Consider the following 24,615-nt stretch of genomic DNA (forward strand, 5'->3'; position numbering starts at 1 on the left):
ACGCTCAGCCTGGGACCCGTTCGGCGTGCCGCACCTCCTGCAGGCCGGGCAGCGTGAATGCGCCCAGCCTGGCCCCCGTGTCCAGGTCCAGCCGGATCACCTGATCGCCTGCCCCTGCCAGCAGCTCATCGGCCGTCAAGACCACGCCACGGGCGGGGCCGGGCAGCGCCCAGTCGGCCACCGGTGCCAGCGTCTCCCCGTCGGCCACCAGCACCCGCGACCCCACCGCCAGGTAAACGCGCCGACCGCCCGCCGCCGCGTACGCCGTTCCCCCGGGCTGCTTGCCGAGCCGGCCGCTGCGCCGGATCGCCTGGTCCTCGGTGGAGGCCACCACGACGCTGCCGGTGGAGGCGTCGAAGGCGTACAGCCGCTTGGCCGCCGCGTCCAGTGCGATCGTGTGCGCCTCGGGCGGGCCAAGCCCGAACGGCGCGGGCAGGTCCAGGCAGTAGGCCCACCGCTGATCCAGGTTGAGCACGTGCACGAACGCATGCACGCCAGGACTCTGGTCCCGCCCCGCCACCAGGTCACGCGTGTGCAGATGGTCGTCCTGGTGGGTGTAGAGCGTATAGAGCACACCCGCGGCGGAATCGCGCACGGCCTGGCGTCCCCGCCCGCGCATCTCCTCCTCCGCGCCCGACGGGACCGGCGTCTTGTCCCGCGTCTGCAGCGGCCCGACCGTGCCGGCGTCCACGTCGTACATCCGCACCCGATACCGATCGGGCCGCTCGGGCGGCAGGTGATCCAGCAGGTACATGGCCAGGCCGTCACCGGAGAACGCCTCGGGCTCGATGTTGCCGTCAAGCTCGACCGTCCGGGCGCCGCCCTCGCCGACCAGCGTGATGCTGGTACGGCGGCGCGGCCCGGGCAGCGGTCCCACCGCGATCACCTGGGTGGAGACGGCCTTGATCTGCACGCCGGCGACCGGCTCGTCCGCCACCAGGGCGCCGGAGCCGGCCTCGTAGCTGCGCAGGCGGCCGTCCTTGAGCTGGTGGATGGTGCTCCAGGTGCCGTCGGCCACGGCACCTGGATAGGCGGCCGTGACCGTACCCTTGGCCAGATCGACCACGGCCAGCCCCGCGGCGGTCGTGGCGAACAGCCGACCCGGCTTGGGGGCGGGGGCCGTCGGCACGCTCTTGGGGGCGGGCCGCTCCGCGGCGCAGGCCGACACCGCGGCCACCGCGCCGAACGCGAATACCTGACGTCTCGTTACAGAGGACACGCCCTCCTTACACCGCCCACACCCGCCAGGTTCCCGCCGCCACGTGACCGGGTTGATCGATTGCCGTCAGCCGGGCGAGTCCGTACCGCGTGGTGTCCAGGACTCCAGCCGCGAGCGGATCTCCTCGCGGACGGGAAGGGACAGCGCCTCGTGATAGGCCTGCTCCAGCAACGCGTCGATCTGGACCCGCGTACCCGACTCCGCCGACCGCACGGCCGCCTCCACCATGGCGAGGCTGCGGACGTTGCGGGCGATCGCCCCGGACGGCTCCGCGCCGGTGCGGAGTGCCGCGACGAACTCCTCCAGCGCCCCGGCGATCTGCTCATTGCCGCCCGGCGGCACGTCCGCCGCGCCGCTGACGCTGGAGGTGACACGGCCCTCGCCGTCCCAGGTCGCGGTGCCGCCGGAACCGGTGGCCCGCCACTCGCCGTTCCAGGACGTCTCCAGCCCGTCCGCGCACCAGGCGCCCGTGTACACGTAACGGGTGCCGTCGTCGAAGAGGAACGTCGCCGTCGCCGCCGCATCGCCCCTGTACCAGCTCCAGACGGGGTTCCAGGTCTCGCAGCTCACCGAGACCGGCTCCGCGCCGAGCAGGTAGCGGGCCGCGTCGAAGGCGTGGATGGCCATGTCCACCAGCAGCGGCTGCTCCATCTCGTCGCGGAAGCCGCCGAAGCGCGGGCCGCGGAAGAAACCGGTGGTGAGCAGGCCGGGCGTGCCGAGCTCGGCGACGCGGCGACGGTATTCCGCCAGGGCGGCGTAGTACCGGCGCGACTGACTGATCATCAGCAGCCGGCCGGCCGCCTCCGCGGCGGCGACCTGGATCACCGCCTCGGCCAGCGTCGGCGCGGCGGGCTTCTCGCACAGGACCGGGACCCCGGCGAAGAGCGCCTCGATGTTCACCTCACTGTGGGCCGCCGGGACGGTGACGTTCACGACGGCGTCCGGTTCGGTGGCCGTGAGCAGGCCGCCGAGGGAGACGTCCACCTTGGCGTCGGCGCCGACCGCGCGTACGGCCGCCTCCGCCCGATCGACGTCGAGGTCGGCCACCCCGACGAGCTCGACGTCGTCGGACGCGGTCAGGGTGCGCATCCAGGCCAGACCCATCGACCCTGCCCCGACCTGCACCACACGGAGAGGACGCGCCGGATCGTCGACGCGGGGGAAGGCGCTCACTCGGCGCTCTCTTCGCCGGACTCCTTGTTGTGCATCGCGCCGCGGTAGCCGTGCCCGTTGAAGAAGTCGCCCATGTCATAGCGGAGCAGGATCGGCACCTCCCGCTCCGGCCGGTCGCTGACCGCCCACTCGACGCCGTTGGCGATGACGTGCAGCACGTCCGGATGGTGGTACACCGGATAGTCCTGGTCGCCGGGGCTGAAGTAGAAGATCTTGCCGTTGCCGCGCCGGAAGGTGCAGCCGCTGCGGAACACCTCGCCGCCGGTGAAGGAGCTGATGAAGATCAGCTCGTCGGGCGTCGGGATGTCGAACTGCTCGCCGTACATCTCCTGGGCGGGGATCTCGATGGGATGCGGGATGCCGCGGGCGATGGGGTGGGTCGGGTCCACCGTCCAGACCAGCTCTCGGTCGTTGGCGCTGCGCCAGCGCAGCGTGCACGTGGTGCCCATGAGCTTGGTGAAGATCTTCGACCAGTGGCCGGAGTGCAGCACCACCAGGCCCATGCCCGACAGGACGTGCCGGTGCACCCGCTCGACCACTTCGTCGGACACCTCGCCATGAGCGGTGTGGCCCCACCACGTGAGGACGTCGGTGCCGGCGAGCACCTCCTCGGTCAGGCCGTGCTCGGGGTCGTCGAGCGTGGCCGTGGTGACGACCGCCTTCTCCCCCAGCCAGTGCTCGATCCCGCGGCGGATGGCGTTGTGCATGCCATCCGGATAGATCTTGGCCACACTGGGTTCGACCTGCTCGTGGCGGTTCTCACCCCACACCATGACGCGAATCGGTCGCATAAGACATTCCTTCCTCAATGGATTCATTTGACGGCGCCGCTGACGGCGCCCGCCGCGATGTAGCGCTGGGCGAAGATCAGCAGCAGGGCCGCCGGGACGGAGGCGAGCACCGCGGTCGCCATGACGGCGCCCCAGTCCTGCGTGTTCGCGCTGATGTAGTCGTAGATGCCAAGGGTGATGGGCCGCACTTCGGGCGTGCTGGTCAGGGTGAGGGCGAAGAGGAAATCGCTCCACGCCGACAGGAAGGTGAACAGGGCCGCGGTCACGAGCGCGTTCCTGCTGATCGGTACGACGATCGAGAGGAACGCCCGCAGGTTGCCGGCCCCGTCCACCATCGCGGCCTCCACGAGCGCCCCGGGGATGGCGCCCATGAACGCGCGGATGAGCAGCACCGCGAACGGGATGCCCGCGGCGGTGTTGGCGAGGATCAGGCCGAAGACGTTGTTGATCAGGAAGAGCGAGTTGAAGAGGGGGTAGAGCGCGTTGGCGATGACCATGACGGGGATCATCTGCGTGATCAGCAGCACCAGCAGGAACACGCTGCTGCCCCGGGTACGGAACCGCGCCAGGCCGTAGGCGGCGGGCGTGGCGATGACCAGGGTCAGCACGACCGTCCCGAGGGCGACGATCAGGCTGGTGACGAAGTTCTGGCCCTGTTCGTCCAGCGCCTGCGCATATCCGGAGAAGGTCAGGTTGACCGGGAGGAACTCGGTGGAGGCCGCGCCGGAATCCGCCTGCAGGCTGCTGTTGAGCATCCAGTAGACCGGGAAGATCATCACGGCGAGGAAGACGATGCCCAGCACCGTCATGGGCAGCCGGCGCACGGTCGATGAGGGGTTCACTCGTGGGCCTCCCGGCGGGAGATGGAGAGGTAGACCATGGCGAAGACGAGCGACACGACGATGAGGACGTTGCTGATCGCGGCGCCTTCCCCGAAGTTGAATTCGACGAACGACTTGTTGTAGGCGTTCGTGGCCAGCGTCTGGGTGGAGTTGGCCGGGCCGCCGCCGGTCAGGCCGAGGATGATGTCGACGACCTTGAGCGTGTAGACGACGCCGAGCACCAGGACGACGCTCACCACGGATCTGATGCTCGGCCAGGTGATGTGCCTGAACGCCTTCCACCCGATCGCGCCGTCCAGCGATCCCGCCTCGTACAGCTCGCGCGGAACCGCCTGCAGGCCGCTGTAGAGGATCGCGACGTTGAACGGTATCCCCAGCCAGATGTTCACCCCGATGACCCCGATGAGCGCGAGGGTCGGGTCGACCAGCCACGGGACCGGATCGACGCCGAACAGGCCGAGAAACTGATTGAGGACGCCGCTCTCCTGGTCCAGCATCCATTTCCACACCGCGCTGGAGGCGATCAAGGGCAGCAGCCACGGCAGCAGCAACAACGACCGCAGGAAACCGCTCAGTGGGAAGGCACGCTTGAAGAACAGCGCCAGGGCCAGCCCGATCACGAACTGGAAGGAGATCGACCCGATCGTGAACAGGGCCGTGTTCACCAGGGTCGTGGTGAACAGGTGGCTGGAGAACGTCGTCACGTAGTTGGCCAGGCCGACCCAGGGCGCCTCGCCGCTGTAGAAGGTCGAGACCCCGTACTCCTGGAAACCCATGACGACGTTCTGGACGATCGGGTATCCGAAGAACATCGCCACGAACACGATGGCGGGCAGGCAGAACAGCCACTGCGCATGGCGCCGGAACAGGCGCATCCACGCCGCCTTGCGGCCGAGCCTGCCGAGGGAGTCCCCCGCGGCGGTGAGACTGAGGTTGGCTGACGTCATGAGCCACTCCTTTCGATGAAGAACGAGGAGCCCGCGTGCCTCGGGACGGGCCGCCTCGTTGTCGAGTGGCTACTCGCCCTGTGCCTGCCGCAGCGCTTCGGCCGGTGGGGCGAGACCCGTCAGCGCGATCTGCACGGCGTTGTAGATCTTCGTGGCCGCCTTCGGCCAGCCCGGCCCGAGGATCCCGGTACGCGAGCGCGCGTTCCGCACGGCGCCGACGAACGGCATGACCGTCTGGCTGGACTCCCCGAACTTCTGCGCGACGGCCGGGTCCGCCGGGATGTTCTGCCTGACCTCGGCCGACTGGAGCTGGCTCGCCGATGAGACGAGACATTTCACGAACTGCCCGCTCTTGGCCATCTTGGCCTTGTCGCCGGTACGCGGAACCGTGAACATCTCACCGCCGAGCGGGGCCACCGGGGCTTGCGACGCCACCCGCGTGGGGATCGTGAACGTCCCCCAGTTCACGTCCTTCTGCTCTGTGAGCGTGGGGATCTGCCACGGGCCGTTGACCACCATCGCGGCCTTGCCCGCTATGAACTGGTCGATCACATCGTCCTGGCTCCAGATGACGGAGCTCTTGGACATGGACCCGTCGTTCTGCAGGTCGACGAGGAACTGCAGCGCCTGCGCGGTCTCCGGGGTCGTGATGTCCTGCTCCGAGCCGCCGTTGCTCCACATGAACGGCAGGAACTGCCACGTGCCCTCGTAGGTGTTGATGTTGCTCATGGCGAAGCCGTAGCGGTCCCGCGAGGTCAGTTTCTTCGCGGTCGCCCGCAACTCGTCCCACGTCCTCGGGGGCGAGGTGATGCCGGCGGCCTGGAACAGGTCCTTGTTGTAGAAGATGACGAGGGTGTTCACGGCGGGGGCGAGGCCGTACAGCTTGCCGTCGTACGTGCCCGCCTTCACGACGGACGGCACCAGGCCCTCGCCGCTGATGCCGTAGTCGCTCAGCGGTGAGAGCGCGCCGGAGGCGGCGATCTGCTGACCGTCGGGATTGTCGAGCATCAGCACGTCAGGAAGGGTGCGTGAGGAGCTCTGCTGAAGCACTTTGGGGATCAGCCCGGGCCCCGGGACGTGGTTGATCTCGATGGTCACGCCGATGCTCTTCGCGCACGCCTGGTAGATCGGATCGTGCGCCTCGTCGTAGTAGTCCTGGATCGTCAAGGTGTTCTTCGCTTCAGCGTCGGCAGGATCCGCTCCACTGCATCCCGTCAGGGCGGTGAGGGGGAGGAGGGCCGCTGCCGCGACAGCCACTTTGGGCGCCTTCCCGCGGCGCTTCCGTGCTGTCTCCATGAGTGAGCTACTCCTTCTACGGAACCGGAATGCATCCGGCATATCCGTGCATGACCGCTTCGACGGTGCACGGCGTGTGGGGGCTTTTCGTCGAGTCGCGCTCGTCCAGCGGGAACCGTCACGAGCGGACGAGGGCCTCATCGTTTCGGGGCTATGGACACTGATCGATCAAAGCGCTTAACCGGCGGTCGCTTGTGAAGTATGTTGCGCCGATCGCCGGGCGATGTCAACAAGAAGTTAAGCGGTTTTACCAAAGGCGCTTGGGATATAGTCACAGTGCTTCGCGAGTTTCCTCGCACTTCGCGCGCCCTGAATAGCCGGGAGGCGGCATCCATGGTCACCATGCGCGACGTCGCCCAGCGCGCGAACGTCTCCATCGCCACGGTCTCCTTCGTCATCAACGGCACCAAGCCCGTCGCGCCGGAGACCAGGGCCCGCATCGAAGCGGCCATCGAGGAGCTCGACTACCGGCGAAACGTGGTCGCCCGCGCACTGGCCAGCTCGCGCACCCGCATCCTCGCGCTGCTGCATCCCGACTTCGAAGCCCGGCCGAACGCGACGGTGATCCAGTTCGTCATGAGCGCCGCCCATGGCGCCCGCGAGCGCGGCTACGACCTCGTGCTGTGGCCCGTGAACGACGACGAGCAGATGTCGCACCTGCTCGCCGGCGGCCTCGTCGACGGGGCGCTGCTCATGGAGGTCCAGATCCACGACTCCCGCGTCGACCGGCTCATCGCCTCGCGCGTCCCGTTCGCGCTGATCGGCCGGACCGGGAACGACGACCTGCCATTCGTCGACATCGACTTCGCCACCACGATCGACCAGGCGGTCGATCATCTCCGCTCGTACGGCCACCAGCGCATCGCACTGATCACCCAGCGGACGAAGGCGGCGCCGGAAAAGGAGCCCGGCCGGATCATGCGGGCGGAGGCCGCCTACCTCGACGCCATGGCGGCGCTCGGCCGCCCGCCCGTCGTCATCAGCGTGGAGGGCACCTCGGCCGGCGGCAGGGAGGCCGCGCGCACGCTGCACGACGACCACCCGGACACGACGGCCGTGATCCTCGTGAACGAAGGCGCCTCGGCGGGGCTAGTCAAGGGCACGCGCGCACTGGGCCGCGGCGTGCCGGACGATCTCTCCATCATCTCGGCATGGACCACCCGCGAGCTCGGCGAGATGATGGAGCCGTCGTTGACGGTCATGGCGGCGCCGGCTGCCGAGCTCGGCCGCCTCGCCGCCGACGCCCTGATCGATCAGCTCGAAGGCGTCCAGGACGCACCGCCGCACATCCTCATCCCCTGCACCCTGGTGCCGGGCCAGTCAGTCGGCCCCGCACCGGTCCGCCCCTGACGGATCCTGGGTGGCGGCCGCTGCGTGCTCGACGTCTACCAGCCGGCGGGCATGCCGACGTACGGCGACTCACCCAGGAGAGCCGGTCACCTCACCTCACCTGATCGACCTCCTGCGCGGCCGCGCCGATGCCATCCTCGCTCGTCACGCCTCGCCGTGCCGGGATGAGGAACATGGCCAGGGCCCCCACCACGGCGGGAATCGCGAACGCGTAGAAGTTGGCCTCGATGCCCCAGCCGGAGGCGAGGATGGCGCCGCCGTAGATCGGCCCGCAGATGGCGCCGAGCCGGCCGACGCCCAGCGCCCAGCCCAGCCCGGTCGCCCGCATGTGGGCCGGGTAGAAGTTCGCGGTGTACGCGTTGACCAGGATCGTGGTGCCGATCGTGCACGCCCCGGCGATCGCGACGAGCGCGAACAGCAGCACGCTGGGCAGACGCATGCTCAGCAGGAAGATGCTCAGGGCGGCGACGACGAACATGCCGGCCGTCACCGGCTTGGAGCCGATCCGGTCCGCGGCCATGCCGAGCAGCGGCGTGCCCACGATGGCGCCGAGGTTCAGCACCAGCAGGAAGGCCAGCGCCGAGCCCAGCGGGTAGCCGGCCTGACGCATGATCTGCGCGAGCCAGGTGTTCAACCCGTACACGAGCAGCAACCCGACGCCGGTGCCGAGCCAGAACAGGAGCGTCCCGGCGAGGAACCGCCGTTCGAAGAGCGACTTGATCGCTGCGGCCGGCCCCTGCTTGGCGCGTGCCGGGGTTTCCTCCAGGGTCACGCCGTATCGCGCGGCGAGCTCGGCGGCCTCCGCGTCCCGGCCGCGGAGGAGCAGGTAGTTGGCCGACTCGGGCAACATCCGCCAGGCCACCGGCAGCAGCAGCCCGCCGAGAACGGCGCCGATCCAGAACATCGCCCGCCAGCCCAGCGCGGGGATCACGCCGATCGCCGTCAGCGACGCCACGATCCCGCCGATCGAGTAGCCGGAGAACATGAACGCGTTCGTGGTGCTGCGGTGCCGCGGATGGGCGTACTCCATGGTGAGCGCGATGGCCGTCGGCACGACGCCGCCCAGACCGATACCGGCCACGAAGCGGGCGAATCCAAACAACTCCACGGTCGGCGCGGCGGCCGCCAGGGCCATCGCGATCGAGAACCACGCGATGCACCCGAGCATGACGCGCCTGCGCCCGACCAGGTCGGTGATCGTGCCGATCAGCATCGCGCCGATCAACATTCCGATCAACGCGTACGAACCGATCCGGCCGATCTCGGCCGCACCCAGGGTCCACTCGGCGGACCCGTCGGCCAGGGTCGGCACGACGGTGCCGTAAACGATCAGGTCGTAGCCATCGATGATGATCGCCGCGCTGCAGAGCGCGACGACGACGAGCCTCGACCGCGAGCCGGGAGGCGCCGCGTTGGTGCTCACGATTCCTCCCCTGCGGCTCGGAGCGGCACAGTGGCGGACAGTGGGATCTCCTCGGACATGAGGTCTCCTCAGGGGGTGGACACAGGTCAGCGAGTCGCTTGAGTTCGACGAGGCTATAGCGTTTTGCTATCGACCGTCACGGTTTCGCTATTAAGAACCTGTTACATTCCATTGGAGTGACCGCAGGCATGGCGAAGCTCGCGCTGGTCACATGGCATGCGCCCAGCACGACGGAAGCGGCTTACGCGTCCTTCAGGACGGTTTCGATGAACCGGTGGGCCGGCTTGGCCAGCCGATCGTGCAGTTCGAAGAAGGTCTCGGCGGCTTTGACGCCGTTCCAGTCCGGGGGCAGCACCTCGGCGGGAAGCCCCGGGTCGGAGTACGGCAGCCGGCGCCAGTCGGTGAGGGCGCTGACGTGGTCCGCGAACGCCTGGGCCGGATCCAGCGCCTTACGATCGCGATAACGGTCCAGCACGGGGCCGTACTGATCGAGGAACTCGTCATAGAGGCGCTGCAGGCGAGACAGGTCCCACCAGCCCGGGATCTGCTCCCTGATGTCGGTGAACGCCAGATGGTGGGCCTGGAAGAGATTGACGTAAGCACTCAGCCCGTAGCGCTCGAGGGCGTCTCGCGTCTCCTCGAGCAGATGGGCGGGCGCGATCCAGACTCCGGCGGCAACCGTGCCGAATCCGAGCCAGGACAGCCGGGAGCGCAACTGGTGCCGCTTGTCGCGTTCGGTCTCGGGCACGCTGAAGATGGCCAGCAGCCACCCTTCACTGGAGGTCGCCCGTCGCCGCTCGAAGATGCGCCGGTCGCCCTCGCGCAGGATCTGGTAGGCCTCATCGGTGAGCGCGTATCCGGCCGTCCCGTCGACCTTGGCGGCGGCCAGGAGACCGCGCCGCTTGAGACGGAAGATCGCCGAACGCACGGACGGCGCGTCCACGCCGCATCGGGCGAGCAGCTTGATGACCGAGGCGACGCTCATCCAGCCGCCGACTTCGCGTGCGTAGAGGCCATAGACGGTGACGATCAGAGCACGGGGCTTCTGGCCCTTTCCATTGGCTTCGTCGTCTTCGTTGGCCACCATGGTGCACCTCTTGCGCGCTCACGGACGCACTCCGGCGGATGGCGTGCTCCCTACCCGGCATCAAACGGTCTTCATCGTACCGACTCGCCGCAACGACGTGCCGTCCCCCGACGCCCTGACATCCGTGGGCCGCCGTTCAGCGCTCGGGCCTCCATCGGGCGTGCCGGTTGGTGGACGCGCCCTCGCGGATGAGCTGCAACCGCGGCTTGGGCCCGTCGGTCCGGCCCGTCTGCGGCTTGCGGCGGCCCGCCCGCCATGAGTCGGGCCACGCGGCACCCGGCCCGGCGTAGTCCTGCTCCACCGCCGCGTGCAGCGTCCAGCTGGGATCGTAGAGGTGGACCCGGCCCAGGGCGCACAGATCGGCCCGGCCCGCCAGGATGATCGAGTTGACGTCGTCGTAGGAGGAGATCACGCCGACCGCGATGGTCGGGATGCCGGCCTCATTGCGGATCTTGTCGGCGTACGGCGTCTGATACGACCGGCCGAAGGCCGGCTTCTCCTCCGGTGTGACCTGCCCCGTGGACACGTCGATGGCCGCGGCGCCGGCGTCGGCGAACGCGCGCGCGATCTCCACGGCGTCGTCGCCGGTGATGCCGTCCTCGACCCAGTCGGTGGCCGAGATGCGCACGGTCATCGGCTTGTGCCGCGGCCAGACCTGACGCATCGCGCGGAAGACCTCGAGCGGGTAGCGGAGCCGGCCGGCGAGGTCGCCGCCGTACTCGTCGGCGCGGCGGTTGGTCAGCGGGGAGATGAAGGACGACAGCAGGTAGCCGTGCGCGCAGTGCAGCTCCAGCAGGTCGAAACCGGCGTCGTCGGCGTGCCGCGCCGCGTCGGTGAACTGCCGCTTGATCTCCTCCATGTCGGCGTGGGTGAGCTCGCGGGGCACCTGGTTCACCCCTTCCTTGTACGCGAGCGCGGACGGCGCGACGACCTCCCAGTTGCCCTCGGGCAGCGGCTGGTCCATCCCCTCCCACATGAGGCGGGTGGAGCCCTTGCGCCCGGAATGGCCCACCTGGATGCCGACCTTCGCCGCGCTCTCGCGGTGCACGAAGTCGGTGAGCCGGCGCCACGCGGCCACCTGATCGTCGTTCCAGATGCCCGTGCAGCCGGGCGTGATGCGGCCGGTCTCCGACACGCAGACCATCTCGGTCATGACCAGCCCGGCGCCGCCGAGCGCCTTTCCTCCCAGGTGGACCAGGTGGAAGTCGTTCGGCATGCCGTCGGCCGCCCGGTACATGTCCATCGGCGACACCACGACCCTGTTGGGCAGCTCCAGGTCGCCGAGCCGGAACGGGTGGAACATCGGCGGCGTCCCCGGCCCGTCCCCCGCGCGGTGCGGCTCCCGGGAGGCGAACCAGGCGTCGACGCGGGCCACGAACTCGGGGTCGCGCAGCCGCAGGTTGTCGTAGGTGACCCGGCGGCTGCGGGTCATGATGTTGAACGCGAACTGCTCGGGCTCCTGGCCGACGTACTGCCCGAGGTTCTCGAACCATTCCAGGCTCGCCTGCGCCGCCCGCTGGGTCGAGCGGACGACGGACTTGCGCTCGCTCTCGTACGCGGTGAGCGCCTCGTCGAGGGTGGGCTGCTCGTGCAGGCATGCCGCCAGGCTGAGGGCGTCCTCCATGGCCAGTTTGGTTCCCGAGCCGATGGAGAAGTGGGCGGTGTGCGCGGCGTCGCCGAGGAGCACGATGTTCTCGTGGCGCCAGCTGTCGTTCCGGACAGTGGTGAAGTTGATCCACTTGCTGTTGTTGGCGAGCAGCGAGCAGCCGCCCAGCTCCTCGGCGAAGATCTCCTTGACCCGCTCGATGGACCTCTCGTCGGACTCCCCGGGAGCGAACGGGCGGGCGGCGAGGGCGTCGAATCCGGCCCGGCGCCAGACGTCCTCGTGCATCTCGACGATGAAGGTGCTGCCGTGGGCGTCGAAGGGGTAGCCGTGCCCCTGCATCACGCCGTACGGCGTTTCGACGACGTAGAACTTGAAGGCGTCGAACACCTTGTCGGTGCCGAGCCACATGTATTTGCAGGCCCGCTGCTCCAGGTCGGGGTGGAAGGAGTCGGCGTACTTCGAGCGGACGGCCGAGTTCACCCCGTCGGCGGCGACCACCAGGTCGTGGGTCGCCGCGAGCTGGGACACGTCCGGCGCGTCGGTGAGGAAGTGGATCGTGACGCCCAGCTCCCGGCACCGTTGCTGCATGATCTCCAGCAGGCGCTTGCGGCTCAGCGCCGCGAAGGCGTGACCGCCGCTGGTGAGCACCTGTCCCCGGTAGTGGACGTCGATGTCGTCCCAGCGGGCGAACTCCGCCTCCATCCGGCGGTAGATGCCGGGATCGGCGTGCTCGATCCCGCCGAGGGTCTCGTCGGAGAACACCACACCGAATCCGAAGGTGTCGTCCTGGGCGTTGCGCTCCCAGACGGTGATCTCGTGTCCCGGCCCCAGTTGCTTGGCCAGCACGGAGAAGTACAGGCCGCCAGGACCTCCCCCGATGACCGCAATCCGCACGATGTCCTCCTCTTGTGACGACGAGCCGAGCCTCAAGTTATCGCGTTTTTCGAACGATCGTCAAGAAAGCGTAATTTCCATGGACCGACTGCTCCATGTCCCACACCTGATCGGCACCTCACTCCTGCGGAACCTTCAGCCTCTCGTCAGGAATGACCGCGGTGCCGAGGATTTCGATCATGGCCTCCGGTTGCCACAGCTCGGTGCATCCGATGCCGGCCATGGCCGGGTAGACGGGCCCGGCCAGCTCCCGCCAGACCTTGCCGATCTCCTTGCCGTGCGCCTGGTAGTCGGCGATGTCGGTGAGGTAGATCGTGATGCTGACCAGGTCCTCGGGCTCTCCACCCGCCTCGCGCAACGTGGTCAGCAGATTGCCGAACGCCTGCCGGAACTGGGCCACGATACCCCCGTCCACGATGCGCATGTCCTTGTCCAGCGCGGTCTGCCCGCCCAGGTAGAGCGTGTTCCCGTGCAGCGTGCCGTGCGAGTAGCCGCTCGGCGCCGGAAGGGCAGCGGGATTGACGGCGATGGGCTTCACGGCGGTCCTCCTCGACTCGGTGTACATATTGACATTATCTGACGATCGCGAAGAATACGATATATTCGCGTCGGTTCGCCCGTTCCGCGTCCGCGGACCATCGATCTGAAGGGACAGCCACATCCATGAGCCCCACCTCGGAGATCGTGACGGCGGCACTCAGCCTCACCCCGACGGCTCCGGAGCACTTCGACGAGGCGTATGTCGCCAGGTCGCAGGACTGCCCCTGGCCCAAGGCGTACGGAGGCGACCTCGTCGCGCAGGCCGCAGCCGCGGTGATGCGTTCGGTCGGCGACGACAGGACGCTGCATTCGCTGCACAGCTACTTCATGCGCCCCGTCGAGGTCGGCGCCGAGATCCGCTACGAGATCGAACGCCTCAGGGACGGGCGGAGCTACTCCACGCGGCACGTCCGCGGGTATTCCGGCGGCAAGCCGGCATACATCGCGATGGCCTCCTTCCAGGCCGTGGAGCAGGGGGGCGAGTACGCCGCGACAGCGCCGGAAGGCCTCCCCGATCCCGACGCGCTGCCGACCAGCGCCGCCTACCTGGACGCGACCGATCCGGGCACGGAGGCGGGCGGCACCATGACCAAGGAGTCGAAGGAGTACTGGTCGTCGGGCCGTGGCTTCGACATGCGGCACGTGCCCGGCCCGGTCTATCTCGAGGTGGACGGCGACCCCGTCCCGCACCAGGCGATCTGGGTCCGGCCCTTCGACCCGCTCCGTCCCGTCGAAGGGCTCACCTCACGCGCACGCGACCTGGCCGCCCTCGCCTACGTCTGCGACTACACCATCCTGGAGCCGATCCTGCGCGTCCTCGACCTGCCGTGGGCCCGCCCTGGGCTCACCACCGCCAGTCTCGACCACGCCATGTGGTTCCACCGCCCCGCCACGATGGACGACTGGCTGCTCTACGCCCAGGAGGCCGAGGCGGCCCAGAACGGCCGCGGCCTGGGACTCGGCCGCTTCTTCGACCGCGCAGGACGCCACCTCGCCACGGTCGCGCAGGAAGGGGTCATCCGTGTGTCCTGACCGCGGCCTCTCCCTCGCCGATCGGCGATCGGGCGTGAACGGCAAGGCCGCCGTCGAACATGTGGCGCGGGTCGAATGGAGCGACACCGACGCCTCAGGACACCACCACAACACGGCCGTGACCAGGTTCGTGGAGGCGGCCGAGGCCGCGTTGATGCGCGAGCGCGGGATCACCGGTTACTTCGGCAACGCGCCTCGGGTGCGCTACGAGGTCGACTTCGAACAGCGCCTGTTCTTCGGCCAGCAGGTCACCGTCATGCTGAACGTCGAAGCCGTCGGCACGTCCTCCATGACCTTCCGCTTCGAGGTCTGGGGTGAGGAGTTCGACGGACGCCCCCGACGGCGGGCCGCGGCAGGGCGCTACGTGGTCGTGCACGCTCCCCGAGGCGAGGACCGGAGCCGCCCTTGGCCGGCCTCCTGGCTCGCATCTTTGTGCTGAACCAAAACCGCACTTCATTGACAATTCATGACGACAGTGAAAAATACGAGATAAGTACCAGCCGACCACAGCGACCGAAGGGGAGCCGGCCACATGGAGCCCGACCTCAGCAAGTACCGCCTCGACGGCGACAACTCGATGTACCGGCTGCCCAGCGGTCTCGTCGCCCCGGTGGTGACTCGCGGCGGTCGCGAGGACGTCAACACCGCCGATTCAGGCGGCGCCGTCCGTGTCTCCGGCGTCAGCATCCAGCACACTCCCGCCACGCGGCTCTGGTTCGGCAAGGTCAGCAACGAGCCCGGCTACCGCTCGGTGTCCCACCATCACGGCGAGGCCGAGACCGGCGGCTACGTCCTGTCGGGCCGGGCGCGCATCTACTTCGGCGAGAAGTTCGAGGACTACGTCGACATGGAAGAGGGCGACTGGGTCTTCGTGCCGCCGTACATGCCGCACGTCGAGTGCAACCTCTCGCGCACCAAGCCGCTGGTGTGGATGACCACCAGGACGCCGGAGAACATCGTGGTCAACCTGCCCGATGTCGCGGACGCCGACCTGCGCGACTGGTTGGACCGGTGATCCCCCGCACCGCCTGACCCGCTCGGCGGTCCCTCTGGAAGGACTCCCCCGTTGCATCCTTCGGCCTCAGCACACCTCGACACCTTCGCTCGCGACCACCTGCCCCCCGCCCACCTGTGGCCGACGATCGAGTTCACCACGCCGGAGCTGCGGTATCCGGCCCGCCTCAACGCCGCCGCCGAGCTCATCGACGTCCCCGCCTCGACGTACGGGGCCGAGCGGCCGGCGCTGCGGACACCGGATGGGGAGACCTGGTCCTACGGCGAGCTGCGCACCCGGGCCAATCAAATCGCCCACGTGCTCGCCGAGGACCTCGGCCTGGTTCCGGGCCAGCGCGTCATGCTGCGCTCGCCCAACACCCCGTGGACCGTCGCCGCCTGGCTCGGCGTGCTCAAAGCCGGCGGCGTCGTCGTGACCACGATGGCCGCGCTGCGTGCTCGCGAGATCGCCCCCATCGCGGAACGGACCCGGCCCTCGATCGCGCTGGTGGACCACCGGTACGCCGAAGACGTCCACACCGTTCGCGACACCGTCCTGCCGTCGCTGACGGTCATCGAGTACGGCGGCACGGGCCGGGAGGATCTCATCACCCGCGCCGCCGCCAAGCCGGGCGAGTTCACCGCTGTGGACACCGCCGCCGATGACGTGGCGCTCCTCGGACCGACGTCCGGCACCACCGGCACCCCGAAGATCACCATGCACTTCCACCGCGACCTCCTGTCCATCGACAACACCTTCGGCCGCCATGTGCTGAAGCTGGTCCCGGACGACGTCGTCGCCTGCTCCGCCCCCTTGGCCTTCACCTTCGGCCTCGGCATGCTCGTCGTCTTCCCGCTGCGGGCGGGCGCCTGCGCCCTGCTGACCGAGGCCGCCACCCCGCCGCAGCTGGCGGAGATCGTCCAGCGGGAGGGCGTCACCGTTCTCGCGACGGCGCCCACGGCCTACAAGGCGATCCTTCGAGAAGGGCGGGAACGGCTGCTCGCCGGGCTGCGGACCGCGGTCTCGGCAGGCGAGCACATCCCCCGGGACACGTGGGAGCAACTACGAGACCGGCTCGGACTCAGGGTCGTCGACGGCATCGGCGCCACCGAGATGTTGCACATCTTCATCTCGGCCGCAGGCGACGACGTCCGCCCCGGCGCCACGGGGAAGCCCGTGCCGGGTTACCGCGCCGCCGTCCTCGGCCCCGACGGCTCGGAGCTCGGTCCCGGCGAGCCGGGACTGCTGGGCGTGATCGGCCCCGTCGGCTGCCGCTACCTCGACGACGTACGTCAGAAGAACTATGTGCTCAACGGCTGGAACGTCACCGGCGACATCTTCACCAAGGACGAGGCCGGTTACTTCTACTATCAGGCGCGTAGCGACAACATGATCGTCTCTTCGGGCTACAACATCGGCGGGCCGGAGGTCGAAGCGGCGATCGACACCCACCCCGATGTGATCGAGTCGGCCGTCGTCGGCCGGCCCGACGCGGAGCGCGGCTCGGTGGTGTGCGCCTTCGTCGTGCTGCGCGAGGGCGCGACCGGCGACGCCGCCAAGGCCAAGGAGATCCAGGACCACGTCAAGCAGGTGCTGGCCCCGTTCAAGTACCCGCGCGACGTGCGGTTCTGCGACTCCCTGCCGCGCAACGCGAACGGCAAGCTGCAGCACTACAGGCTGCGGGAGATCGTCCAGAACGAGCAGGCGGCCCCGGTGTGACAGGCGCCCGTCGACCTCGGCGTGCCGGTCAGCCCAGCGTGCCGCCCAGGCGCCCAGGCGCCCAAACGATTCTCGGTAGCGGGCGAGCCGGAGGCCCGCCTCACCACCGGCCCGGTCCTACGACTGGGTGCGGGACCACTGCTGGTGGGTGCCGCTGCCGCAGGCCCACTGCTGGATGTCGGCGCCGTCGGCCGTGGAGGCGTTGGCCACGTCCAGGCACTTGCCGCTGTGACGGGCCCTGAGCTGGAAGTAGCTGCCCGTGGCCGCCCACTGCCACTGCTGGTTGGCGCCACCACCGCAGGTGTACTGGATGACGTTCGCCCCGTCCGCCGTGGAGCCGCCGGCCACGTCGAGGCACTTACCGCTGTTCTGGCTGATGAGCCGGTAGTAGCCGCCGCCGACGTCCTGGAACTGCCACTTCTGGTTGGCGCCGCCGTTCCACGGATATTGCTTCACCTCGGCGTTGTTCGCCGTCGAAGCACTGACGACGTCCATCACCTTGCCGCTGTGCCGGGCGGTGATCCGGTAGTTGGGGGCGGAGCCGCTGCCGGTGATGACGCCGGTGGAGGTGTCGATGGTGATCTGGGGATACCAGGTGAGGCTCATGCTGGTGGCGGAGGGGAACGTGATGGGTAGCCAGACGTACTGGGAATCGTTCACCGGTCCGCCCCAGGCGCCGGCCCAGCGGTCCCCCATGTAGAGGTAACCCGTGGTCGAGGAGCCCTGGATCGGCAGCACGTACGCGGGCTGGGAGCTGAACGTCGTACCGTCGCCGACGTTGGTCCACCCGGTCCACGGGCCGGAGATGCTCGACGCGGTCGCGTACCGTGCCTGGTTCGGGTTCCACCCCGTCGCCCCTGACGTCAGCAGGAAGTAGACGTTGCCCCGTTTGAACATCGCCGGGGCTTCGCGGTGGGCGTCGTTCCAGAAGTTGCCCACGAGCGTGCTGACGTTCAGGTAGTCCGGCGTGAGCCGGTAGATGTGCAGGTCGTAGTTCTCGTCCGCCGCCGAGATCATGTAGGCCGTGCCGTTGTCGTTGTAGAGCGTGATGTCCCTCGACATGTGGCCCAGCGGACGGAAGCTGCCGTGGTAGGTGTAGTTGCCGTCCACGGTCGAGGACGAGGCGACGGCGGCGCGCGCCTCGCTGTAATTGGATCCGTTCTCCTTGTGCATCCACATGACGAATCTGCCGGTGGAGCTGTTGTAGATGACCTTCGGCCGTTCGATGTTGGCGACGTTGAGCTCTGCGTGCGACGACTGGGTGAGGACGTTGTTGCGGAATTCCCAGTTCAGCAGGTCCGTGGACCGGTAGACCGACACCGCGCGGAAGGTGTTGTCGGGGTTGCGGTGCTCACCGAACCAGTAGTAGTAATCGCCTGCCTTCAGTACGCCGCCGCCATGGGCGTGCAGCACATTCCCGCTCGTATCCCGGAACTGGGTGCCGTTGGTGATGGTCACCGGAGCGGCGTGTGCCGGTGACCCGGCATGGACGGCGACGGTTGCCGCGAGCAGCACTGCGGCCGCGATCGCCCGGAACAGGCTCATGGCCTTCACCCGTAACCCTGTGGTCATGCTGATCCTCCCTTGGAAGAGCTCGCCCTAGTACGTGACCTGGAAGGTGGCGTCCTGCCGGGCTGTCAGGTCGGAGCCGGCGCTGAGCGGGTCGATGCGGAGCAGGTAGCCGGAGTGCCGGATGTAGCGGTCCGGGTGGTTGTACGAGCGGAACGACGCCCACGCGCCGTCCGCCAGGCCCGCGGTGCGGTAGAAGGTCGCATCAGCCCGGAACGTCGAGGTGTTGTCGTTCGGATCGAGCCTGAGCGCGTAGCTCGAATGCCGCAGATACCGGCCGGGGAAGTTCACCGACTCGAACGACACCCCCGCCGGGTCGGCCAGGCCGGGCACCAGGCGCCATTGCTGGTCGGCCGTCGGATCCATCGGGAAGGGGTCGATCCGCGCCACGTAGTCAGCGTGCCGCACGTACCGGCCAGGGAAGTTGCTCGACTTGAGCCGATTCCACTGCGGTGTTCCCCAGCGGTTGATCAGTGCGGTCTGCTCGGCCGCGGTGATCGGGGTGATGGTGGCGTGCTTGGCGTTGATCGGCGGGGTGTAGGCCCGCTGGTTGAGAGCCGACCAGGCGTTGCCGTTGACGTTGCTCGACTGCCAGGCGTAGAAGACCGCGTTGGCCGGCGAGAACGAGTCACCCCACAACCAGAACGTGTTGCTGGTGTTCGACTTGACCAGGATCGGCGCCTCGATCGCGTTGCCCTGCCGCAGCCCGCTGGTCAGCGTGGTGAAGCTGTTCGGCGCCCCCGTGGTCGAGCGCGCGACGTAGAGGTTGCCGTCGCTGAGGTTCTTGTAGCTCAGGTAGAAGGTGGAGCCGTCCACGAGCACATCACCGTCGAGCACATTGAAGCCCGGGTCGAAGAACACCTGGGGCGTGCCCATGGTGATGAAGTCTGTCGTGTAGTTGACCATGAACACGTCGCGAGTGCCGTTGTTCGCCGAGTAGATGACCGCGTACTGGTTGCGGGACGGAACCCAGAAGGCCTGCGGCGCCCACGAATGCGTGTTCATGTCGTGCAGGCGCACCCGGCGGTAGTTAGTGAAACTCGTCAAGTTCACCGAGTCCCACACGTGGATGTACTGATTGTTGAGATTGAACACCCGCCCCTTCAGATCCGTCGCGAGCACGACGAACGTGCCATCTTGTTTGCGCAGGATGTACGGGTCTCGCAGACCTTGCATGCCGGCGGTCGGTGTGGCGACCGGATTGTTCTGGTTCAGCGGCATCCAGTTGAGACCGTCGGAGCTGACAGCCAAATGCAGCGCATAGCTGTCGCCTGACTGGTTCGGCGACTCCTTGAAGTACCCCATCACGTAGGCCGAGTACGTCGCCGCCGACGCGGACCGCTCGGTGGCGATGGTCACGATGGAGCTCAACACGGGCATCAGTAAGGCGACACCCACCACGAGCATTCGGCGCAGGGACACAGCGGGGACCTTTCTACGAGGGAAAACGGGGGCGAAAGATCAATGTTTGCGCTAACATCAGATGCCGCATTTATCTGACGTTTCTGACGTGTTTCCGCTGAATGTTCATGGCTGACAGCACGGCTGTCAATACCTGGTCAAGAGATGTACGACCGCGCCCTCGTGGCTCCGAAACGCCATGACGACCGCTCTGAGCTGACGAATGTCCCTCCCGACACGGGACACCGGACCCTCACCGCGGGGACCACCCACGGTGGACTCTTGTTGCCGACACCCGGTGCGACCTGCTCCGGCGAGAAGGAAGAGAATCTGATGTCCCACACCACGCTCCCCGCATCGGCTCTGCCCGTCCACGACCAACCCACCCCCCGGACGGTCCCCGTCTCGCGGCGGCTCGCAGTCGTGGGCCTCGTCGGGGGCGCGCTCCTCAACGGCGCCGAGTCCATCGGGATGCGACTGTTGCTGCCCGCGCAGCCTGCGACAGGAGCGGCGAAGCTGCAGGCGATCGCCGACACCGGCATGACGTATGCGGTGCTCGTCACACTCGGCACGCTCGCGATTCCGTTCATGATCATCGGCTTTCTGGCCCTGACCCACCTGCTGGCGCAACGCGCGCCGCGCACCGGCCGCGTCGCCGTCACGTTGCTGCTCACCGGCATGTTCGGCTTCTTCGGCAGGCACGTGCTGTCCCTGGCGCAAGTGCCGCTGAGCCAGAGCGCGTGTCCGCGGTGATACCCCGAAAGCTGGGCTTCGTGCCCTCGCGGCGGTGGCGGCAGGCGAGGCCGTCTACGGACCGCACGTCGCGCGACGGCTGAAGGCGTTCTTCACCGCCGGCGCGGGCATGGCGGCCAAGCCGTTCCCCGAGCTGTCCGACGGGGAGCGCGAGGTGCTGAGGCTTGTCGCGGCCGGGCTGGGCAACCAGGCCATCGCCCAGCGGCTGCATTTGTCGGAGAAGACCGTCCGCAATCGGGTCAGCACCATCTTCACCAAGCTCGACGTGGCCAACCGGGCCGAGGCGATCGTCAAGGCCCGCCAGGGCGGACTGAACTGAGCCGTGAGCCCACTGTTACAAGTGGGATTGCAGTGACTTCCAAGTCCTGCTCGCGATCATGGTCTCTTTCCAGACAGAGAAAGGGACCCCATGAAGAGGACAGCGTTGCTGCTGGGCATTGCGATGCTCAGTGGCCTGCTGGCCGCTCCTCCAGCTCTCGCCGCGCCCGCGATGAAGACGGCGGTGGCGCAGGTCAAGGCAAGCCCCGCCAAGCGTTCCGGCGCCTGCCCCACCACGGTCGGCTTCTCCGCCGTGGTCGCGGCCAAGGGCAAGGGCACCGTTCGCTACCGGTGGGTGCGCGGTGACGGCAGCAAGGGCGCGATCAAGAGCTTCCGCGTCAACGGCGCGCGCAAGGTGGTGGTACGGGATCGGCAGACGTTCGACCGCACGACGTCCGGCTGGCAGGCGGTCGAGGTCCTCGGTAAGCGGGGGTTGTCGAGCAAGGCCCGGTTCACGGTCGCGTGTGAGGGACCCTCCCGGGTGTGGGACTCTTCCCACACGCTGCCCGCCGCCGCCACAGGCCGGCCGCTGGTGTCCGCCGCCGATGTCGACGTCAGCCCGGCGACCCACAACGGCGCCTGCCCGACGACGGTGACGTTCACCGGGACCATCCAGGTGTCGCGGACCCCGGCCAAGGTCGACTACCAGTGGATCGACAGCACCACCGGGGAGGGACGTCCCGAGTCTCTGTACTTCGCCGCCGGCGGCCCGCGCGTCCGCCAGGTCACGCTGCCGCTCAGCGTGGGGAGCTCCATGAGCGGCTGGAAGGCCATCCACATCCTCAGCGCGGGCGGCCACGACTCCGGGCGGGCCACGTACAAGGTGACCTGCAAGCCGGGCCCGACACCGACGCCGACCGGCACACCCACCCCGACCGGCACCGCCACCCCGACGGGCACCCCCACGCCGACCGGCACCCCCACCCCCACAGGCACGCCGACGACGACGCCTACGGGCCAGCCCGGTCAGAAGCCGACGCCGCAGATCGTCAGCCTCCTGCCCGGCGACTACGAGGGCAGCTGCGCGGAGCCCATCGCGTACGAGGCCACGGGCACCATCAACCTCCCCGCCGGAGCGGCGCAGAAGGTCACCTTCTGGTGGCTGCTGGACGGCGTGAAGTGGCGGGAGCACACCGTGGACTTCCCGGCGAGCGACCAGCCCCGTTCCCAGTACACCTCCGCCATCTGGCAGATCACCGCCGATGGCGGCCACAGCGTGGGTCTGCTCGCCCAGGGCGGTCCGTCCGAGCCCGCCGAGCGGCGGTTCACCGTCACGTGCGAGGCCGAGCCCGAGCCCGCCAAGGTGGTCATGCACGACGTGCTCACCCCGGTCTACCAGGGCGACTGCACCTCCTACTACGCGCTCAGCGCCAGTGCGAGGGTCGTGTCCGACCGGGACACCGAGGTCAGCTACCGTGTCGTGGTCGACGGCAAGCCCGGTGTGACCAGGACTCAAAAGCTCCTGGCGGGGCGTCTCCTGTCCCTCTACGACTTCTGGTACGACTGGACGAAGACGACCAAGACCGGCACCGTCCGCATCGAACTGCTCAACCACAACAAGGTGGCCAAGGAAGCGCCTTACAGCCGCACATGCTGGACGCAGACTCCCGAGCCGGGCACGGTGCGGTTCGGCAGCTTCCGCCCGATGGCCTACTACGGCGACTGCGCCGACGCGCCGTACCCCACCGCGCACGCCACGCTGCTCGCCGCCGCGGGAACGGAGATCTCGTACCGGTGGGTCATCGACGGCAAGCCGCAGGACACGGTCACGAGCAAGACCGGGGAGGCCGGGTTCCTGCAGGCGCAGGCCTACCACTGGACCCGGAACCCGAAGACGGACGGCGTCGTCCGGCTCGAGGTGCTGAACCACAACAAGCCCGCCATGGAAGCCGCCTACCCGGTGCACTGCCAGAGGTGACGTGAGGTGTACGCCGGTGATCCGCCCCACCGGCGTACACATCGTCGCTGCGACCTCACGGCTGTCCCACGAACAGGTGGGACAGCCGCTCGCTGAGCTCGGCGTAGGAGCCCTCTGCGGCCACGCGGCCTTCCTCCAGGAGCACGATGTGGTCGGCTCGGCGGATGGTGGACAGGCGGTGCGCGATGACGAGCGTGGCCCGGCCGGCGGCCGCTTCCTGGAGCGCCTCGACGAGCCGGGCCTCGTTGTCGGTGTCGAGGTTGGCCACGGCCTCGTCCAGCACGAGCACCGGCGCCCCTGTGGCGAGCGCCCGGGCCACGGCCACCCTGGCCCGCTGGCCGCCGGAGAGCGTCACCCCCCGCTCGCCGACCACGAGCTCCGGGTCGATGGCGAGCTGGGCGACGCGCAGAGCGCTCGCCACGTCCGCGCCGGGGGCGCCTAACCGTACGTTCTGCTCGATCGTGCCGGCGAACAGGTGCACGTCCTGCGGCACCACCGTGACGTGCCGGTGCAGGTCCGCGATGCGGGGCAGCGGCACACCGCCCACCAGGATGCGCCCGCCGTCCGGGTCCCAGTAGCGCAGCAGCAGCGACACACACGTGGACTTGCCCGCACCGGAGGCGCCGACCAGGGCGACGGTCTTGCCGTACGGCACGCGGAAGGACACCCCGCGCAGCACTTCGGGCCCGTCGGGCGTGTACCGGAAGCGCACGTCCTCGAAGACCACCTCCGGCCGGTCGGCCACCTCCAGGACCTCTCGTGGCGCGGGCACGTTGGCCGGCGCGGTGACCAGCGTGTGCACCCGATCAGCCGCCGCGCGCAACGTGCCGTACTCCTTCAGCAGCAGCGCCACCTGCGCCGCCGGACCGAGCGAGCTGGCCGCCAGCACCATGGCCACCGGCGCGTCCGCCGGAGCCCGGATCACCGTGGCGACCAGCAGCAGCGTCCCGGCCGCCGCGACGGCGATGAGCAGATCGGTGAGTGGCCTCGTCGAGCACCAGGACGGGGGCGTCGGCCAGCAGCGCCCGCGCGATGGCCAGGCGCTGCCGCTGCCCGCCCGACAGCGTCGCCCCGCGCTCGCCCAGCCGCGTGTCGTAGCCGTCGGACAGCTCGGTGATGAAGTCGTGGGCGGCGGCCAGCCGGGCGGCGGCGACGAGGTCCTCGTCGGTGGCGTCCGGGCGGGCCAGGCGCAGGTTCTCGGCCACCGCGCCATGGAAGAGATAGGTGTCCTGCGCCACGACGGCGATGCCACCGCGCAGCGCGTCGAGGATGAGCTCGCCTACGTCGACCCCACCGATGCTGATCGTCCCCTCGTCCGGGTCGTAGTGACGCTGCAGGAGGGCCGCCAGCGTGCTCTTGCCCGCGCCGGACGGTGGGTGTGGGACGACGGCAAGCCGAAGGACGTGATCACGCCGGAATTGCTGGCAGACGTGTTCGGCGTGGCCGGTCGCGTGGTCACCGACGAGTTGCACGGGACTCCACGCTGCCTGCTCGACGCGGCCCTATGACCAAATGTGCCGGATTGCCGACAGGATTCTGGCAAGTCAGTAGGGTTCCCGGTCAGGAGATCGCTGCTTACACTCCGGTTCGGAACCGACGCCCTACCGGGCAGAAGTTCCGCTCGTCACCCACCGGGGAGGGTCAGTGATCTCTCCGGTGTGCCTTCGAACGGGGTGACATGACGCCTCCCGGGCGGCCTGGCGGGTCCACGCAGCCCTTCGAAGCGGAGGTACTTCGTGTCAT

Annotated in this window: 22 protein-coding genes; 8 read left to right on the forward strand and 14 right to left on the reverse strand. The window is 68.7% G+C overall.

Going from position 1 to position 24,615, the window contains the following annotated elements:
- Window positions 1–4: 4 nt before the first annotated feature.
- The 6 genes from EDD27_RS31665 to EDD27_RS31690 all read right to left on the reverse strand — a co-directional run bounded on the left by EDD27_RS31665 (window position 5) and on the right by EDD27_RS31690 (window position 6,268).
- Window positions 5–1,219: a hypothetical protein gene (locus EDD27_RS31665; RefSeq protein WP_127935641.1), complete on the reverse strand. Its 1,215-nt coding sequence runs from the start codon at window positions 1,217–1,219 to the stop codon at window positions 5–7.
- Window positions 1,220–1,285: 66 nt separating this feature from the next.
- The gene (locus EDD27_RS31670) at window positions 1,286–2,392 is read right to left on the reverse strand and encodes a Gfo/Idh/MocA family protein (protein WP_206641740.1); all 1,107 of its coding nucleotides are present in this window, start codon (window positions 2,390–2,392) and stop codon (window positions 1,286–1,288) included.
- A complete protein-coding gene (locus EDD27_RS31675; protein WP_127935642.1) occupies window positions 2,389–3,183 on the reverse strand; it encodes a ThuA domain-containing protein in 795 nt (264 codons plus the stop codon). The genes EDD27_RS31670 and EDD27_RS31675 overlap by 4 nt, the downstream gene beginning before the upstream one ends.
- A 23-nt stretch (window positions 3,184–3,206) precedes the next feature.
- On the reverse strand, window positions 3,207–4,025 hold the full coding sequence (locus tag EDD27_RS31680) for a carbohydrate ABC transporter permease (RefSeq protein ID WP_241564364.1): 819 nt from the start codon (window positions 4,023–4,025) through the stop codon (window positions 3,207–3,209).
- The gene (locus EDD27_RS31685; RefSeq protein WP_127935643.1) at window positions 4,022–4,972 is read right to left on the reverse strand and encodes a carbohydrate ABC transporter permease; all 951 of its coding nucleotides are present in this window, start codon (window positions 4,970–4,972) and stop codon (window positions 4,022–4,024) included. Before EDD27_RS31685 ends, EDD27_RS31680 begins: the two co-directional genes overlap by 4 nt.
- Window positions 4,973–5,041: 69 nt before the next feature.
- Window positions 5,042–6,268, reverse strand: a complete 1,227-nt coding sequence (locus tag EDD27_RS31690) for a sugar ABC transporter substrate-binding protein (RefSeq protein WP_127935644.1) — start codon at window positions 6,266–6,268, stop codon at window positions 5,042–5,044.
- Window positions 6,269–6,601: 333 nt separating this feature from the next.
- Between EDD27_RS31690 and EDD27_RS31695 the strand changes: the two genes are divergently transcribed.
- Entirely contained in the window at window positions 6,602–7,618 is a 1,017-nt protein-coding gene (locus EDD27_RS31695) for a LacI family DNA-binding transcriptional regulator (protein WP_127935645.1), read from the forward strand.
- A 91-nt stretch (window positions 7,619–7,709) separates the two neighbouring features.
- On the opposite strand, the gene EDD27_RS31700 is transcribed toward EDD27_RS31695, so the two are convergent.
- The 4 genes from EDD27_RS31700 to EDD27_RS31715 all read right to left on the reverse strand — a co-directional run bounded on the left by EDD27_RS31700 (window position 7,710) and on the right by EDD27_RS31715 (window position 13,166).
- Window positions 7,710–9,041 carry an MFS transporter gene (locus EDD27_RS31700; protein WP_127935646.1) on the reverse strand — a complete coding sequence of 444 codons (1,332 nt, stop codon included), beginning with the start codon at window positions 9,039–9,041 and terminating at the stop codon, window positions 7,710–7,712.
- A gap of 241 nt (window positions 9,042–9,282) precedes the next feature.
- Window positions 9,283–10,128, reverse strand: coding sequence for a PaaX family transcriptional regulator (locus tag EDD27_RS31705; RefSeq protein ID WP_127935647.1), 846 nt, complete (start codon window positions 10,126–10,128; stop codon window positions 9,283–9,285).
- Window positions 10,129–10,264: 136 nt separating this feature from the next.
- A complete protein-coding gene (locus tag EDD27_RS31710; RefSeq protein ID WP_127935648.1) occupies window positions 10,265–12,628 on the reverse strand; it encodes a bifunctional salicylyl-CoA 5-hydroxylase/oxidoreductase in 2,364 nt (787 codons plus the stop codon).
- A gap of 118 nt (window positions 12,629–12,746) precedes the next feature.
- A complete protein-coding gene (locus EDD27_RS31715; protein WP_206641742.1) occupies window positions 12,747–13,166 on the reverse strand; it encodes a RidA family protein in 420 nt (139 codons plus the stop codon).
- 125 nt (window positions 13,167–13,291) lie between these two features.
- Between EDD27_RS31715 and EDD27_RS31720 the strand changes: the two genes are divergently transcribed.
- The 4 genes from EDD27_RS31720 to EDD27_RS31735 all read left to right on the forward strand — a co-directional run bounded on the left by EDD27_RS31720 (window position 13,292) and on the right by EDD27_RS31735 (window position 16,913).
- Window positions 13,292–14,200 (forward strand): acyl-CoA thioesterase, encoded by a 909-nt coding sequence (locus tag EDD27_RS31720; protein WP_127935650.1) that lies wholly within the window; start codon window positions 13,292–13,294, stop codon window positions 14,198–14,200.
- Window positions 14,190–14,639, forward strand: a complete 450-nt coding sequence (locus tag EDD27_RS31725) for an acyl-CoA thioesterase (RefSeq protein WP_206641743.1) — start codon at window positions 14,190–14,192, stop codon at window positions 14,637–14,639. Before EDD27_RS31720 ends, EDD27_RS31725 begins: the two co-directional genes overlap by 11 nt.
- Window positions 14,640–14,732: 93 nt before the next feature.
- A complete protein-coding gene (locus tag EDD27_RS31730) occupies window positions 14,733–15,215 on the forward strand; it encodes a cupin domain-containing protein (protein ID WP_127935651.1) in 483 nt (160 codons plus the stop codon).
- Window positions 15,216–15,266: 51 nt separating this feature from the next.
- Window positions 15,267–16,913 (forward strand): AMP-binding protein, encoded by a 1,647-nt coding sequence (locus tag EDD27_RS31735; RefSeq protein ID WP_127935652.1) that lies wholly within the window; start codon window positions 15,267–15,269, stop codon window positions 16,911–16,913.
- A 117-nt stretch (window positions 16,914–17,030) separates the two neighbouring features.
- Here the strand turns inward: EDD27_RS31735 and EDD27_RS31740 are convergent, their stop codons facing one another.
- Together EDD27_RS31740 and EDD27_RS31745 are read right to left on the reverse strand one after the other, a co-directional pair.
- Window positions 17,031–18,485: an RICIN domain-containing protein gene (locus EDD27_RS31740; protein ID WP_127935653.1), complete on the reverse strand. Its 1,455-nt coding sequence runs from the start codon at window positions 18,483–18,485 to the stop codon at window positions 17,031–17,033.
- A 27-nt stretch (window positions 18,486–18,512) separates the two neighbouring features.
- Entirely contained in the window at window positions 18,513–19,904 is a 1,392-nt protein-coding gene (locus tag EDD27_RS31745; RefSeq protein ID WP_241564365.1) for a glycoside hydrolase family 43 protein, read from the reverse strand.
- 261 nt (window positions 19,905–20,165) lie between these two features.
- Here EDD27_RS31745 and EDD27_RS31750 point away from each other — a divergent pair, with 261 nt between their 5' ends.
- From EDD27_RS31750 to EDD27_RS55880, 3 genes are all read left to right on the forward strand, one after another.
- Entirely contained in the window at window positions 20,166–20,636 is a 471-nt protein-coding gene (locus EDD27_RS31750) for a hypothetical protein (protein ID WP_127935654.1), read from the forward strand.
- 34 nt (window positions 20,637–20,670) lie between these two features.
- Window positions 20,671–20,955, forward strand: a complete 285-nt coding sequence (locus tag EDD27_RS31755; protein WP_206641744.1) for a response regulator transcription factor — start codon at window positions 20,671–20,673, stop codon at window positions 20,953–20,955.
- Window positions 20,956–21,045: 90 nt separating this feature from the next.
- On the forward strand, window positions 21,046–22,872 hold the full coding sequence (locus EDD27_RS55880; RefSeq protein ID WP_206641745.1) for a hypothetical protein: 1,827 nt from the start codon (window positions 21,046–21,048) through the stop codon (window positions 22,870–22,872).
- A 55-nt stretch (window positions 22,873–22,927) separates the two neighbouring features.
- Here the strand turns inward: EDD27_RS55880 and EDD27_RS31765 are convergent, their stop codons facing one another.
- Window positions 22,928–23,797, reverse strand: coding sequence for an ATP-binding cassette domain-containing protein (locus tag EDD27_RS31765; protein ID WP_164903864.1), 870 nt, complete (start codon window positions 23,795–23,797; stop codon window positions 22,928–22,930).
- Window positions 23,679–24,344: an ATP-binding cassette domain-containing protein gene (locus EDD27_RS31770; protein WP_127935656.1), complete on the reverse strand. Its 666-nt coding sequence runs from the start codon at window positions 24,342–24,344 to the stop codon at window positions 23,679–23,681. Before EDD27_RS31770 ends, EDD27_RS31765 begins: the two co-directional genes overlap by 119 nt.
- Between the last annotated feature and the right edge of the window lie 271 nt (window positions 24,345–24,615).

It is taken from the genome of Nonomuraea polychroma (assembly GCF_004011505.1).
Classification (GTDB): domain Bacteria; phylum Actinomycetota; class Actinomycetes; order Streptosporangiales; family Streptosporangiaceae; genus Nonomuraea; species Nonomuraea polychroma.